This is a genomic window from Streptomyces uncialis, assembly GCF_001905345.1.
GTDB lineage: Bacteria > Actinomycetota > Actinomycetes > Streptomycetales > Streptomycetaceae > Streptomyces > Streptomyces uncialis.
Genome location: NZ_LFBV01000010.1, coordinates 654,263 through 668,545 on the forward strand (window position 1 = coordinate 654,263; position 14,283 = coordinate 668,545).

At 74.2% G+C, this 14,283-nt stretch carries 12 protein-coding genes and 1 tRNA gene; 8 read left to right on the plus strand and 5 right to left on the minus strand.

What is annotated here, in order from left to right; translation table 11 throughout:
• Window positions 1-26 precede the first annotated feature (26 nt).
• The 5 genes from AB852_RS33020 to AB852_RS33040 all read left to right on the plus strand — a co-directional run bounded on the left by AB852_RS33020 (window position 27) and on the right by AB852_RS33040 (window position 4,533).
• Window positions 27-1,721 carry a hypothetical protein gene (locus AB852_RS33020; RefSeq protein WP_073793850.1) on the plus strand — a complete coding sequence of 565 codons (1,695 nt, stop codon included), beginning with the start codon at window positions 27-29 and terminating at the stop codon, window positions 1,719-1,721.
• Window positions 1,718-3,076 (plus strand): AAA family ATPase, encoded by a 1,359-nt coding sequence (locus tag AB852_RS33025; protein ID WP_073793851.1) that lies wholly within the window; start codon window positions 1,718-1,720, stop codon window positions 3,074-3,076. Before AB852_RS33020 ends, AB852_RS33025 begins: the two co-directional genes overlap by 4 nt.
• A gap of 143 nt (window positions 3,077-3,219) precedes the next feature.
• Window positions 3,220-3,576 carry a hypothetical protein gene (locus tag AB852_RS33030; protein ID WP_073793852.1) on the plus strand — a complete coding sequence of 119 codons (357 nt, stop codon included), beginning with the start codon at window positions 3,220-3,222 and terminating at the stop codon, window positions 3,574-3,576.
• 233 nt (window positions 3,577-3,809) lie between these two features.
• Window positions 3,810-4,469, plus strand: a complete 660-nt coding sequence (locus AB852_RS33035; protein ID WP_073793853.1) for a hypothetical protein — start codon at window positions 3,810-3,812, stop codon at window positions 4,467-4,469.
• Window positions 4,460-4,533 (plus strand) — tRNA-Lys (locus AB852_RS33040). Before AB852_RS33035 ends, AB852_RS33040 begins: the two co-directional genes overlap by 10 nt.
• A 924-nt stretch (window positions 4,534-5,457) precedes the next feature.
• On the opposite strand, the gene AB852_RS33045 is transcribed toward AB852_RS33040, so the two are convergent.
• Window positions 5,458-6,870, minus strand: coding sequence for a M6 family metalloprotease domain-containing protein (locus tag AB852_RS33045; protein WP_399502712.1), 1,413 nt, complete (start codon window positions 6,868-6,870; stop codon window positions 5,458-5,460).
• Window positions 6,871-7,342: 472 nt separating this feature from the next.
• Here AB852_RS33045 and AB852_RS33050 point away from each other — a divergent pair, with 472 nt between their 5' ends.
• The 3 genes from AB852_RS33050 to AB852_RS33060 are packed head-to-tail and all read left to right on the plus strand — an operon-like array spanning window position 7,343 to window position 10,077.
• Window positions 7,343-9,385: a putative bifunctional diguanylate cyclase/phosphodiesterase gene (locus AB852_RS33050; protein ID WP_073793854.1), complete on the plus strand. Its 2,043-nt coding sequence runs from the start codon at window positions 7,343-7,345 to the stop codon at window positions 9,383-9,385.
• 57 nt (window positions 9,386-9,442) lie between these two features.
• On the plus strand, window positions 9,443-9,673 hold the full coding sequence (locus tag AB852_RS33055) for a FitA-like ribbon-helix-helix domain-containing protein (protein ID WP_073793855.1): 231 nt from the start codon (window positions 9,443-9,445) through the stop codon (window positions 9,671-9,673).
• Window positions 9,670-10,077, plus strand: a complete 408-nt coding sequence (locus tag AB852_RS33060; RefSeq protein WP_073793856.1) for a type II toxin-antitoxin system VapC family toxin — start codon at window positions 9,670-9,672, stop codon at window positions 10,075-10,077. Before AB852_RS33055 ends, AB852_RS33060 begins: the two co-directional genes overlap by 4 nt.
• A 16-nt stretch (window positions 10,078-10,093) precedes the next feature.
• Here the strand turns inward: AB852_RS33060 and AB852_RS33065 are convergent, their stop codons facing one another.
• The 4 genes from AB852_RS33065 to AB852_RS33080 form a co-directional block, all read right to left on the minus strand.
• Window positions 10,094-11,167: an LLM class flavin-dependent oxidoreductase gene (locus AB852_RS33065; RefSeq protein ID WP_073794397.1), complete on the minus strand. Its 1,074-nt coding sequence runs from the start codon at window positions 11,165-11,167 to the stop codon at window positions 10,094-10,096.
• A 261-nt stretch (window positions 11,168-11,428) separates the two neighbouring features.
• The gene (locus AB852_RS33070) at window positions 11,429-12,652 is read right to left on the minus strand and encodes a mannosyltransferase family protein (protein WP_107499408.1); all 1,224 of its coding nucleotides are present in this window, start codon (window positions 12,650-12,652) and stop codon (window positions 11,429-11,431) included.
• 110 nt (window positions 12,653-12,762) lie between these two features.
• The gene (locus AB852_RS33075) at window positions 12,763-13,323 is read right to left on the minus strand and encodes a hypothetical protein (protein ID WP_073793857.1); all 561 of its coding nucleotides are present in this window, start codon (window positions 13,321-13,323) and stop codon (window positions 12,763-12,765) included.
• Window positions 13,320-13,856 carry a SigE family RNA polymerase sigma factor gene (locus AB852_RS33080; RefSeq protein ID WP_073793858.1) on the minus strand — a complete coding sequence of 179 codons (537 nt, stop codon included), beginning with the start codon at window positions 13,854-13,856 and terminating at the stop codon, window positions 13,320-13,322. Before AB852_RS33080 ends, AB852_RS33075 begins: the two co-directional genes overlap by 4 nt.
• Window positions 13,857-14,283 lie beyond the last annotated feature (427 nt).

Here is a 14,283-nt window from a genome sequence, read left to right on the forward strand (position 1 = left end):
TCCGCCACGCGCGCGGGAGGTGCGGGATGTCGCTGATCGGGCATCTGGCGCGGCTGGAGGCCGTGGCCGGTGGACGGGCGCGGCCGGTGGCGACGGTGCGGCACCGGCATCTGTCGCAGCGGCCGCTGGTCCTCGTACCGCTGACGACCGCCGGTGAGGCGGGCGCACCGCTGGGCGCGCTGGTGGGGACGGAGCGGACGGCCCCCCGGGTGCTGTTCGTGGCGCAGCCGAGGGACCGGGAGCTGCGGTTCGCGTTCCTCGCCGCGCTGGCGGACGAGATCCTGCCGTACATCGACGACCACGCGGGCACGGTCGAGGCCGCCGAGCGCACCGAGACGGACCCGGAGACCGGTAAGCGGGTGAAGGTCGAGGTCGAGCTGTGCGCGGACGCGCCGCAGATCGTCGTCCCGAGCCGGGGCGGTGTCGACTTCGTCCGGCTGCTGGGCCGCTCGATGCGCTTTCGCCGGACGGCCGAGCAGGACCCCGAGGCGCCGTACCCGGCTCCGCCGCGGGTCCCGCTGCTGGGCCGCTGGCTCACGCACTACGGGGAGCGGGCCCGGGTGCCCGGTTCGTCGCTGCTGCCCGCGATGACGGATCTGCTGGCGCGGCACTGGGCGACCGGTCAGTCCTCGCTGGAGGACCAGCATCTGGGCGCGCTGCTGGCGTGGCTGGAGGCGCCCGAGGGGACCTCCGGGGCGGACGCGGCGCTGCGGGCCGAGCGGGCGCGGGACGCGGACGGCCAGTTGCTGTGCCCTCCGGCGGGTCCGGCGACGGACCCGGCGTTCGACAACAAGCTGCTGGCCCCGGCGATCGAGCGTTACGACCGGGCCCGGGTCGAGCTGGCGGCGGCGGAGGACGGGATCGAGGCCGACGACCGGCTGGGGGCGCTCACGGAGGCGGAGCACGCGATCCGCGCGCTGGTGGTGAGCCGGACCCGGCCGACCTGGGACGCGGTGTGGCGGGGTCTGGACCTGCTGTGCACGCTGCCCGTGGGCGCGCGGGTCGAGGAGCGGTGGACCCGGGACCGCTGGTCGTTCACCGGGCACCGGGACCGGGTGCTGTCGGGCGAGCCCCCGCAGCCGCGCCGGGACGACGCGGTGACCGCGGCGAACAAGCTCGCCGCGCGGGAACGCGAGCAGGCCCGGCTGGACGCCCAGGAGGCGCTGGACGATCCGCTGGTGATGGCGGGGCGGCGGCTGGCCGGTGAGGCGTTCGCGGGTGAGGTGACCGAGTCGGTGATGGCGTACAGCGAGGGCAAGCGGCCGAGTCCCCGGCCGCTGGTCACGGTGCGTACCGAGGACCGGCCGCATCTCGCGGTGGGCACGAAGGTGTACCGCTCGCTGGGCGGCAAACCGCAGACCGCCCAGTTCGTGGGGTACGCGGAGCTCCCGGAGGAGGTCTCCCCCGGTGTCCCGGAGCCGCGCGACCCGGACACCCGCGCGGACGCCCTCATGGACACCCGCCCGGACGGCGGCGGGGACGGTACTCCCGCGCTGGTGCTGCGGATCACCGACCGGATGGGCCGGGGCAAGGAGCCGGAGGCCGGTTCGGTGCCCGAGAAGGGGGACATGCTCTGCTGGACGCTCTTCGAGCACGATCAGCGCGGCGGGCCGAAACTGCCGGACCCGGAGAACACCCCGTGGACCCACGGGGGTCCGCCCGGTGACGCCGCCGACCGGCCCGAGCAGCCCGACCAGGTGACCGGAGAGGACATCCTGTGACCCCGACGACCGGCCCCGGCCGGACCGGCGCCCCCGCCGACCCGGGCGCCGCCGCCGCCCGCGCCACCGAGGCGATCCTCCGCGACACCCTGCACGGCACCCACCGGGGCGTCGTCGTGGACTCCCCGCCCGGCGCCGGGAAGTCGACCCTCGTGGTCAACGCCGCACTCGAACTGGTCGCCGCCGGACGCCCGCTGATGGTCGTCGCGCAGACCAACGCCCAGGTGGACGATCTGGTGCTGCGGCTCGCGGAGAAGGCCCCGGACGTCCCCGTCGGACGGCTGCACAGCAGCGACCCGGACGCCTACGACAAGGCGCTGGACGGACTGCCCCAGGTGCGCAAGTCGACCAAGGCGGGGGACCTCGCGGGTCTGGACGTGGTGATCTCCACCGCCGCGAAGTGGGCGCATGTGAAGGACGTGGAGCCGTGGGGGCACGCGATCGTCGACGAGGCGTACCAGATGCGCTCGGACGGGCTGCTCGCGGTGGCGAACCTCTTCGAGCGCGCGCTGTTCGTGGGCGACCCCGGGCAGCTCGATCCGTTCTCGATCGTCGGCGCGGAGCAGTGGGCGGGGCTGAGTTACGACCCGTCGGCGAGCGCGGTGAGCACGCTGCTCGCGCACAACCCCGAACTGCCGCAGCACCGGCTGCCGGTGTCCTGGCGGCTGCCCGCGTCGGCGGCGCCGCTGGTGTCGGCCGCGTTCTACCCGTACACGCCGTTCCGCAGCGGCACGGACCACGGCGTACGCGCGCTGCGGTTCGGGGTGGCGTCGGACGGCTCCGCGCCGGACCGGGTGATCGACGAGGCCGCCGCGTCGGGCTGGGGCCTGCTGGAGCTGCCGCCCCGGCACACCCCCCGTACGGACCCCGAGGCGGTACAGGCCGTGGCGCTCGTGGTGCGCAGACTGCTGGACCGGGGCGGGTCGACCGTCTCGGAGCGGGGTCCCGATCCGGCGCCGCTGACCGCCGGGCGGATCGCGGTGGGGACGGCGCACCGCGACCAGGCGGCGGCGGTCCGGGCGGCGCTCACGGAGCTGGGCGTGGGCGGGGTCACCGTCGACACGGCGAACCGGCTCCAGGGGCGTGAGTACGACGTCACGGTGGTGCTGCACCCGCTGTCCGGGCGTCCCGACGCGACGGCGTTCCATCTGGAGACGGGCCGGCTGTGCGTGCTCGCGTCCCGGCACCGGCACGCGTGCATCGTGGTCTGCCGCGGTGGCGTCACCGAGCTCCTGGACGACCATCCGTCGACCGAGCCGGTCCAGCTCGGCGTCACCCTGAAGTTCCCCGACGGCTGGGACGCCATGATGACCACCTGGGACCACCTCTCCCACCACCGGATTCCGCACCCGTGACGGGTCCCGCGCGCCTCTGGGCGACCGGTCGCGGGTACGTGTGCACCCGGAGGGTAGGGACATACGGGCGCAAGCGGAGGCGGCCCCTCGCGGGCGACAATGGAACACGGCCCTGGCCGCAGACACCGAGGAGGACACACCACATGTCGGAGCCCGAGCGGGTCACCCCTTCACGGCCCCCGCGGCGCCCCGCCGCGCTCCTCTTCGAGCCCACCGAGATCACGGCGGACGCGGAGCACTTCTTCGACCTGGAGTCGATCGACGACCCCCGTGATCTGCTGAGCCGCGCCACCGAGCTGACCCACGCGTTCCGCGCGGCCACCGACCGCTCGGTCGAGTTCCAGGCGATCGCCGCCGCCCGGCTCGCGGACCCGCGCCGCTTCGACCGGCTGACCACGGCGGACATCGCCGAACGCGCGGAGTGGACGGAGGACTACGCCCGGAAGATGGTCGAGTTCGGCCGTGACCTGCTGAGCGCGGCCCACCCCGACGAGGGCTGACCCGGCCAGGAAACGGGCCGGCCCACGTCCGTCACCTGGCCACGGGTCAGGGGCTACGGGCCACGGGTCACGAGTCACGGGCCACCGGAAGAAGGTTCGCGTCGTCCGGTGGCGGCGGCACAAGATTTCTTGGCATATGCCGGGCGGGCAAGATACTCCACCCCGCCCCCTCGTGTCCCGAATTTCGGCAACTCACCGAAACGGCCCCCTTACCCCGGGTAAACCTAGGTGTCATGAGCAACGATCCGCATCCCCGCCGGGACCGGGAACGCCCTGGTTCCGGTGACCGGCACGAGCAGGACGACCGGCCCGAGGTCCATGAGGTCTCCGCCGAGGGAGCCGCTTGGCTCGCCTCCGCAGGAACGTATCCGCAGGACACCCTCGACCAGTGGGCCGCCCGCCCCGCCACCCCCCACGTACTGCCCTGCGGCACGGCGTTCGACGTGGTGAACACCCCCGCGCTCTTCGGCCGCGCGATGCTCGACCGGCTGTGGGGCGAGGGCCCCGGCTCCGGTCCCGTGGCGAGCCACCGGGGCCGGATGCTGCTGTTCGCCGCGCCCGGCACCGCGCACCGGTTGCCCGCGCTGCTGCGCTGGGAGGAGTGGGGTCCGGGGCGGGCCGGGGTGCCCCCGCTGCTGTGCCACGGCACGGGGGACGCGGTGACCGTCCCGCCGCTCGCCGGGAGCACGCCCGACCCGGGCGCCCCGGAGGGGAGCTGTTCGCGCTGGGTCGTCGCGCCCGACACCCGCCGTCCCTGGCTGCCGGGGCCGGAGATCCTGCTGTGGGCGAGCGTCCGGGCCGCCCGCGCGGTGGCCGGGGCGGCCGTCAAGGTATCGATTTTTCCTGGCCCGGATCAGGGTGCTAAGGTCTACGACGTCAGCAGGCGCCGCTAGCTCAGTTGGTTAGAGCAGCTGACTCTTAATCAGCGGGTCCGGGGTTCGAGTCCCTGGCGGCGCACAGACGGCGAAGGCCCCTCGTGAGAACGGGGGGCCTTTCGCGTGTCGCGTACGGCCCTGGGGGTCCGGGGTCCGGGTTCCGCTGGGTCGCCTTCGCTTGCGCCGCTGGGTCTGCCCTTGCGGGCGCACTTGTTCCTGTGCGGGTCGTTCGTGGGTTGCGCGGTTCCTCGCGCCCCTGGGTGCTGCCCCGCTCGGCCGCTCTTCGGGTGCGGGTGCGCCCTCGCGGTTTGCGCAGTTCCCCGCGCCCCTCAGGTCGCTCCAGGTGGACGCACCTTCGCCGGTGCGGGTCGTCCGTGGGTGCGCAGTTCCTCGCGCCCCTGGGTGCTGCCCCACTCGGCCGCTCTTCGGGTGCGGGTGCGCCCTCGCGGTTTGCGCAGTTCCCCGCGCCCCTCGGTCGCCCCAGGTGGACGCACCTTCGCCGGTGCGGGTCGTCCGTGGGTTGCGCAGTTCCTCGCGCCCCTGGATGCTGCCCCACTCGGCCGCTCTTCGGGTGCGGGTGCGCCCTCGCGTTCTGCGCAGTTCCCCGCGCCCCTCGGTCGCCCCAGGTGGACGCACCTTCGCCGGTGCGGGTCGTCCGTGGGTTGCGCAGTTCCTCGCGCCCCTGGATGCTGCCCCACTCGGCCGCTCTTCGGGTGCGGGTGCGCCCTCGCGTTCTGCGCGGTTCCCCGCGCCCCTTCGGCCGCTCCAGGTGGACGTACCTTCGTCGGGTGCGGGCCGTTCGTGGGTGCGCGGTTCCTCGCGCCCCTGGGTGCTGCCCCGCTCGGCCGCTCTTCGGGTGCGGGTGCGCCCTCGCGTTTTGCGCAGTTCCCCGCGCCCCTTCGGTCGCACCAGGTGGACGCACCTTCGCCGGTGCGGGTCGTCCGTGGGTGCGCAGATTCTCGCGCCCCTTCGGTCGACCGGCCGGCCGGTCGACCTCGGTGGGGGGTCAGCTTGTGGAGATGGTCAGGGGCCAGGTGCCTGTGGGGGTTCGGGGTTCCACCGTGATGTGGACCTTGAGGCGCTCGCCGGGGACCGTGAAGGTCTCGCCCGGGAGTACCGGGGCGTCCGCGAGCGGCGGGTACACCGAACGGTCCCCGCACGCGTCCGTCGCCGGATGCGCGTCGACCACCTCGACCGGACCGGCGCCCGAGGCGGCCTCGCTGCGGATCCGGTAGACCAGCACCCCCTCCGTACAGGTCGAGGTGTCGTTGCCGACGGCGCCGCGGGCCTCGATGGCGACGGCGGTGGTCCGGCCCGTACGGACCACCGCGAGCTTCGTACCGCCGTCGGTGCCGGAGTGCCGCGCCGGCCGGAAGGGGCCGACCAGCTGCGCCACCGCGCCCGCCATGGCACGGGCCGACTCCTTCGCCGCGTCCCGCGCCTCGGCCACCGTGGACGCGCCGGGCCGCGGGCCCCCCGGCACCCGAGGACCGTCGCCGGTCGCCGTGTCCCGCCCCCGGGTCGCCGACAGCGTCTCCAGGGTGAGCCGGGTGTCGCCCCGGCCCTGGACGCACACCACCTGCCCGGGGTCCAGCCAGCCCAGCTTCCACTTGTGCCAGCCGAAGAGGTCCGGGGCCAGCCCGAACTGGCTGCCCATGACGTCCCAGTCGCCGACATGCGTGTCCCAGTCGCCCTTGCCGTCGGCGGGGCGGTGATAGAGGTCGGGCAGGTCGAACACATGTCCGGTCTCGTGTGCGAGGACGTTGCGGTCCGGGGGGTGCCGTTCGAAGACGGTGACGATCCGGCGGATGGCCGTGCCGTCCGCCTCCACGGGACGCTCGAAGTTGACGACCTTCGTGGCGTCGGAGTCGACACCCGGCGCGTCCGGGTCGGCCACGAAGTACACGACGTCGAAGTCGGCGAAGTCGACATGCGGATCGGCCGCCGCGACCGCGTCCCGCAGATAGGCGGAGCGGTGCTCGGCGTCCCAGTCCCGCTCTATCGCGTACGCGGTCGACGGCTTGGGCATCCTGATCCAGTCGTCCCGCGGATGGGGCCGCAGGGCGAACCGGCCGTACGAGGCACGCTCGTAGAACCGGTCCGTGGCCGGGAAGTAGTCGGCGGCCAGCTCACCGGGGGTGGTCAGCGGGCGGGCGTCCGGGAAGGCGAGGAAGACCATCACCGCGTCGAGGGCGCGCACCGGACGCGGATACGCGCCGTTCCAGGTGTCCAGGCCCTCCGAGTGGTGGGCGGTGGTGCGTTCCAGCGCGCAGGGACCGGTGAACGGCTCGGCGACGGCGGGTCCCGCGACCAGGGAGGTCGCCACCAGAGCGGCCAGCGAGGTCAGCGCGGCGGTCCCGCGCAGCCAGGAGCGCTCGTGCCGCAGCCCCGGCACGCCGGGGCGGAACCGACCGGGCACGGCGACCTCCGGGGACGGACAGCGGTACACACCGCACCCACCCTGCTGTGGATCGCCCCGCTTTGCCTTGTTTGAGTGGACCGGCCGGGTGAGGGGAATCCGCCGGAGCACCCGGGTTTGGCGGGATCTTCCCGGGGAGATGCCGCTGTCATGCGCCGGTTCCGGACATCCGGCCGCACCCGGTCGGCCCAACCGGGCGGATGATCACAGAAAGTCACTCGCGGTCGGGTGTGATCGCTTCCGGCCGACCTCGGCGCCCGACCAAGCGGAAACGGTCCGCCAAAGGGGGCGCACAACGGGGTGACACCGGTGTGTGGCTGGCTCACCCGCCGGAGCAGGCTCTATGATCGGCCTGATTTCCCGCGTATCTGCGGCCGGAGCGGCCCGTTCGTGCGTCCGGCCGGTCACCGTCCGGGACTTGTGCGGAGCACGACCAGAGCACGAACGCAACGACGCACTGCGGGAGTGAGCGGTGAGCGGAACGTCCGAAGGGCCCGCCCCCACGGCGGACCTCGTCCCCCCGGCCGTCACGGAGAGTCGCGCCGACCCCGGTGATCGCACCGTCCGGACCGCCTGTCCGCCGTCGGCCGCGCAGCCTCCCGCGCAGGCGGCCGGCCCGGCGCGGACACCCACCCCGCCACCCACCCAGGCGCCCGCTCCCCCACCGGTCCCCGCGCCCGTACCAGCCGGGACCCGGGCGACGGACCCACGACCGCCGGACCGCCACGCGACGCCGGACCCCCGCACCACGGACCCGGACCCGGCCGAGTTGTATCGCGCCGTGTTCGCCGTCGCGCCGCTCGCGATGGCCGCGGTCGGCCGGGACGGGGTCGTGATCGCCGCGAACGACGCCTTCCACGCGCTCTTCACCCGGCCGTCCGCCGAACCCGGGCCCGCGCCCGGGCCCGGGCCCGTCGGACGGGTCGCTGCCGAGCTGGTGGACCTGGTGGCGGACGACCGGACCTGGCACACGTACCAGGAGGTGCTGCGCGGACGGCAGGCGCGGCTGCGGTGCGGGCGCAGGCTGGCGCGGCCCGACGGCCGCACGATGTGGGCGCAGATCACCGTGACCCCGCTGGCCGACCGGAGCGGGCCCGGGGCCGTCCTGCTGTCGGTGTCCGACGTCAGCGCGCACCGCGAGTTGCAGGCCCGGCTGCGGCACTCCCGGATGCACGACCCGGTGACCCGGCTGCCCAACCGGACGCTGTTCTTCGAGCGGCTGGCCGGAGCGCTGGAGGCGGCCGCGTACGACGGGTCCGGGACCGGCCGGGTCGGGCTGTGCTACCTCGACCTGGACGGGTTCAAGGCGGTGAACGACACGCTGGGGCACGGGATCGGGGACCGGCTGCTCGCGGCGGTCGCCGAGCGGCTGACCCGGTGCGCCGAGGAGGCGGGGCCGACCCGGGGCACGGCACCGCTGGTGGCGCGGCTCGGCGGGGACGAGTTCGCGCTGCTGGTCGAGGAGTCCCGGGGGACGGAGCAGCTCGCGGATCTCGCCGGGACGGTCCTGCGGACGTTGCAGGAGCCGTTCGACATCGCCGGGCAGCGGCTGTCGGTGTCCGCGTCGATCGGGGTGGTGGAACGGCGGGCCGACGGGACCACGGCGACCGGGCTGATGCAGGCGGCCGACACCACGCTGTACTGGGCGAAGGCCGACGGCAAGGCCCGCTGGACGCTGTTCGACCCGGAGCGCAACGCCCATCGGATGACCCGTCAGGCACTGGTGTCGACCCTGCGGCCGGCTGTGGAACGCGGGGAGTTCCGGCTGGAGTACCAGCCGCTCGTCCGGCTGGACGGCGGTGAGCTGCGCGGGGTGGAGGCCCTGGTGCGCTGGGAGCATCCGCAGTTCGGGACGCTGGCCCCGAACCGGTTCATCGGGCTGGCGGAGGAGGACGGGTCGATCGTCCAGCTGGGCCGCTGGGTGCTGCGCACGGCGTGCCGTCAGGCCCGCCGGTGGCAGCTGGACCACCCGGACACGGAACCGGTGTTCGTGAGCGTGAACGTGGCCGTGCGCCAGGTGTGGGACTCCGATCTGGTGGCGGACGTGGCGGACATCCTCGCGGAGACGGGTCTGGACCCGGGGCTGCTGCAACTGGAGCTGACGGAGTCGGCGGTGATGGGTTCGGCGGGGCGTCCGCTCCAGGCGTTGCAGGCGCTCAGCGACATGGGGGTGCGGATCGCGATCGACGACTTCGGCACGGGGTACTCCAACCTCGCGTACCTGAGCCGGCTGCCGGTGTCGGTCCTCAAGCTGGACGGTTCGTTCGTCCGGGGCTTCCGCTACGAGGGCGGCGCCCATCCGAACCCGGCCGACGAGGTCATCGTGGAGACCCTGGTCCAGCTCGCCCACCGCCTCGGTCTCACGGTCACCGCCGAGTGCGTGGAGACCGCGGGCCAGGCCGCCCGGCTGCGCGGCATCGGCTGCGACACCGCCCAGGGCTGGCTCTACTCCCGCCCGGTCCCCCCGGACCGCATCGCCGCACTCCTCACCGCCCGTACGGCGTCCGATGGGTGAGGGCGGGGGCTGTCGAAAATGCTGGCAGATTGCTAGCAATGCGACTACTCTGCTTGCATGGCTACTCTCTATCTGCGCGACCTCTCCGACGAGACCGTGACCGAGCTGAAGATAAGAGCGGCACGCAACCACCAGTCGCTCCAGGCGTACACCCGGGCACTCCTGGAGCGGGAGGTCGCCGCTCCGGCACTGGATGACGTCCTCGCCCGGATCGAGGCCCAGGTGTCGGCCCGGTTGTCGACGGAGGACGTCCTGGACGACATCGAGCAGGGGCGGCGGCACCATTGATCGTCATCGACGCGGGAGCACTGGTGCTCCTCGTGGCCGACGCCGGCCCGGTCGGCACCGCTGTCCGTCAGCGGGTCGCCGGGGAAACCCTCGCGGCCCCGCATCTGGTCGACATCGAGGTGACGTCGGCCCTGCTCGGCATACGCCGGGGCGGCAAGCTGACCGCGGACGAGCTGGAAGCCGCCTGGCACGCCTACGCCCTGCTCCCCGTACGCCGGACCGAGCACATGCCGCTGCTGCCGCGAGTGCGGGAGCTGCACGCGAACCTGTCCGCGTACGACGCCGCGTACGTCGCTCTCGCCGAGGGTCTCCAGGTCCCCCTGGTCACCAGCGACGGGCGCCTGTCCCGCTCGGGCAGCCCGCACTGCAAGATCGAGGTCATCAACGAGCACACGGTCGGGTAGCGGGATACCCGCCGTCTCAGCCCGTCGGGAGGTCGTACGCGTCGGCGATGAGTTCGTAGGAGCGCAGGCGGGCCCGGCCGCTGTGGGCGTTGGCGGTGAGCATCAGTTCGTCGGCGCCCGTGCGCTTCTGGAGGTCGTCGAGGCCCGCGCGGACCTGGTCGGGGGTGCCGTGGACCACGTCCGCGTTCCAGGAGTCCACGAACTCCCGCTCCTGGGCGGTCCAGGGGTGGTTCGCGGCCTCCTCGGGGGTGGGGACCAGGCCGGGGCGGCCGGTGCGCAGCCGGACCATGCTGAGGGCGGCGGCCAGCACCTGGCGGCGGGCCTCGCCCTCGTCGTCGGCGGCGAGCGCCGAGACACCGATCAGGGCGTACGGGCGGTCGAGGAGGGCCGAGGGACGGAAGGTGTCCCGGTACAGGTCCAGCGCCGGGACCGTGTTGCGGGCGGAGAAGTGGTGGGCGAACGCGAACGGCAGCCCGAGGGTTGCCGCGAGCCGCGCGCTGAAGCCGGACGAGCCGAGCAGCCACACCGGCGGCCGGTGGCGGGACTGGACCCCGCCCGGCGCGGTGGCCTGCACCGGCCCCGGGACGGCGTGTATCCGGGCGTACGGGTGGCCGTCGGGGAAGTCGTCGTCCAGGAACCTGGTCAGCTCCGCGAGGTGCTGGGGGAAGTCGTCGGCGCCCTCCGCGAGGCGTTCGGTGCGGCGCAGGGCCGCGGCCGTGGCGCCGTCGGTACCGGGCGCGCGGCCCAGTCCGAGGTCGACGCGGCCCGGGGCCATGGCCTCCAGGGTGCCGAACTGCTCGGCTATCACCAGGGGGGCGTGGTTGGGCAGCATGACGCCGCCGGAGCCGAGCCGGACGCGTGCGGTGTGCGCGGCCAGATGCGCGAGGATCACCGCCGGGGACGAGGACGCCACCCCGGGCATGGAGTGGTGCTCGGCGACCCAGTAGCGGTGGAAGCCGCGGCGTTCCGCCAGCTTGGCCAGTTCCACGCTGGTGCGCAGTGCCTCGGTGGCGGTGTGTCCGGCGCCCACGGTGACCAGGTCGAGGACGGAGAGGGGTACGGGGGCGGTGCCGTGCCGGGTTCCGGTGATGCCGTCGGGGTCGTCGGCCGGGCCGGATCGTGAGCCGGGGGCCGCCGGGGTGTCCGTCCGGGGCCGCGTCCCGTCCGCCGGGTCCTGGTTCCGCTCGCTGCCGCTGCCCGCCGATGCCACCGTCGTCGTCCTCCCGCTCGCCTCCGGCCGGTTGCGACCGGCCTTCCGCGTCAACAGAACAGGAGGGTTGCTCCGTTTGTTCCCCGGGGGCCGTCCGCCCGTCCGCCACGGGCGCGACCGCGCGTGTCCCCCGCGTTCCGGTCAGATCGCGTACCGCCAGGTCACGAGCATGTGCGCGCCGTACCAGGTGCCGAACAGGGCCGCCGCCAGCAGGGTGGGCACGACGGTCCGGCGGGGGGCCCGGGCCAGCCGCACGGCGAGCGGGACGAGCAGCAGCAGCGCGGGCGCCAGCAGCCGCAGCTTGGAGTGGTAGTAGTTCGACTGGCCGACGGTCAGCACCAGCATCGCCGTCCCGTACACCAGCAGCGGCGGCCAGACACCCCGGCGCCAGGCCAGTGCCGTCAGCGCGCAGGCCGCGAGCAGCAGGAACGCGGTGCTCACCGCGACCCAGCCGTCGCCCTGGCGGAACGTGTCGCCGAGGAATCCGGCGAACGCCGCGCCGAAGTCCCAGTGGGTGCCCCAGCCCGCTTCCTGGACGACGAAGTAGCCGTCGAGCCGTCCGGTGCGTTCCGCGACCCACAGCAGATAGCCGGGGGTGCCCGCGCACGCCAGCGCGAGCGCGGCGACCGGCCGCCAGGTGACCCGGTCCAGACGGCGGATCTCCAGCACCACCGCGACCGCCAGGGCCAGCGCGAGCGCGGCGGCGGCCGGCCGGGTCAGTCCGGTCAGCAGCGCGAGGACCCCGGCCGTGAGCCAGTGGCCCCGGCGCACCGCCAGCAGCGCGCCCACCGCCAGTGCGAGGAACAGCGACTCGGCGTACGCCATGACGAGCACCACCGCCATGGGCTGCGCCGCCGCGACCAGCACCAGGGTGATCGTCGCGGTCCGGGTCCCGTACAGCGCGCCGATCAGTCCGTGCACGGCGAACAGCGCGCCGAGGAAGGCCAGATGGGCGGTGAGCAGGGCGGCCGTCTCCATGTCGGACCCGAGGGTCCGGTGCGCCAGCCGGACCAGCAGCGGGTACAGCGGGAAGAACGCGAGGGTGCTCCCCTCCGGCTCGCCGTCGGCGTCCCGGGTGATCCCGGCCGGATAGCCGTCCTCGGCTATCCCCAGGTACAGCCGCGCGTCCCAGGACAGCAGCCGGTCCCGTACCCCCGCGCCGCCCGCCGCCGAGGCGGTCACGAACAGCGCGGCGAGATGCGCGGCGGTGGCCGCCGCGTGGACCCCGACCACGGTCCCGACGGTACGGGGCCACCCGGCCGCCCTGGACGCGCGCCGGACGGGCGCCGGGCCCGGGACGCGGACCGGCGCGGGCGGCTGCGGGACACGGGCGGGCGGGGGCCCGGTCCGGGTGTCGATGGCCATCTGGCTCCTCGCGGGATTCGGCTTCTGCCGCGTTTACGCGTCCCGCGAGAGATCCGGTTGACACCTCACCGGCGGTGAGACGTGGATCACCCCCGGGGCTGCGGAGGGTGTCAGGGGCCCACGGTCCCCGGCCCCTGCCATGGACCCGTCGCGGCCGAACCGCCTTCCGGACGCTCGCTCCGGCCCGGTCCGCGCGGACTGCCCTCGGGGAACGGATGGTCCATGGCGGAGGTCGGCGGCGGGGAGGACCCGGCGGCCGGGGGAACGCTGGAGCTGGGCGAGTGTTCCGGGCTCCCCGCCGGACCGCTGGTCCCGCCGGTGCCGGTGGGCGGACGGGAGCCCGAGGGACCGAGGGTCCCCTCGGTCCCGGTGGGACCGGACGTGCCGAGGGTTCCGGTGGGACCCCGGTCCGGTGTGCCCTCCGTCCCGTCGGTGGACGCGGCGGGCACCGACGGGCGCGCGGGGGCCGGTGCCGTGGCCTGGGTGAGCAGGAACGCGGTCACCGTGGCGGCCACGGTCACCGCGCCCGCCGCCGACACGGCCAGCATCCGGCGCCTGCGGGAACGTCCCCGTTCGGCGATCACCCGGATGTCCACCGGCCGGGTCAGGCCGGCGGCCCGGTCGGCCGCCTCCCGCAGTTCCGCGCCGAGGTCGTCGTCGTGCTCGGTCATCGGTGGTCCTCCCCGCTGGGCGACGGACGGTCGGTGGCGCGGCCGGCGGTACGGACACCCGGCCGCGGGCCGAGGGAGTCGGCGAACCGGGCCCGGGCCCGCGACAGATGGGTCTTGACCGTGCCGCTCGCGAGCCGGGTCTCGGCGGCGATCTGGTCGACGGTGAGATCGCAGACGTAGAACAACGTCGCGCACTGGCGCTGCCGGGCGGGCATGTCACGCAGCGCGCGTTCGATGTCGACCATGCCCGGGTCGGGCCCGCCGCTGGTCAGGGGATCGGCCCGCTGCTCCCAGGCGGCGCGGCCCCGGACCAGACGGCGCCAGCGGCTGACCGCGAGCCGCCAGGCGACGGTCCGCACCCACGCGTCGGGGCCGAGGTCGCGATCCAGCCGGCCACGGCTGTTCCAGGCCCGGACGAACGCCTCCTGGACCACGTCCTGGGCCTCGTGGAAGTCGCCGGTCATGACATACAGCTGGCCGGTGATCCGGTGAACCGAACGCCGATAGAAATCGGCGAACTCCTCCTCCGTCAAACGTCAGCGCTCCTCGCAAAGAATCCGGGTGACGCAGACGGTACGCGTGGGCTCCGCCCTACGGTTTACAGAGCGTGACGCACCTCACAGGTCGCCTTCGCTTGCGCTTCCGAGATTCCCCGTACTGGACGTACTTGTCCCTGCGGGTCGCCTTCGCTTGCGCTTGTGAGGTCTGTCCGGCTGGGCGCACTTGTCCCTGTGCGGGTCGCCTTCGCTTGCGCTTGTGAGGTCTGTCCGGCTGGGCCCACTTGTCCCTGTGCGGGCCGTTCGTGGGTGCGCAGTTCCCCGCGCCCCTGGATGCTGCCCTATTACGGTCGTTCGCCGGGTGCGGGTCGGCCCTCGTCTTTTGCGCAGTTCCCCGCGCCCCTTTGGGGCGCCCACCTGGGGCTGTTCTCAGGCTGCGGGTGGGGTCAGACAGCGGGCTGGC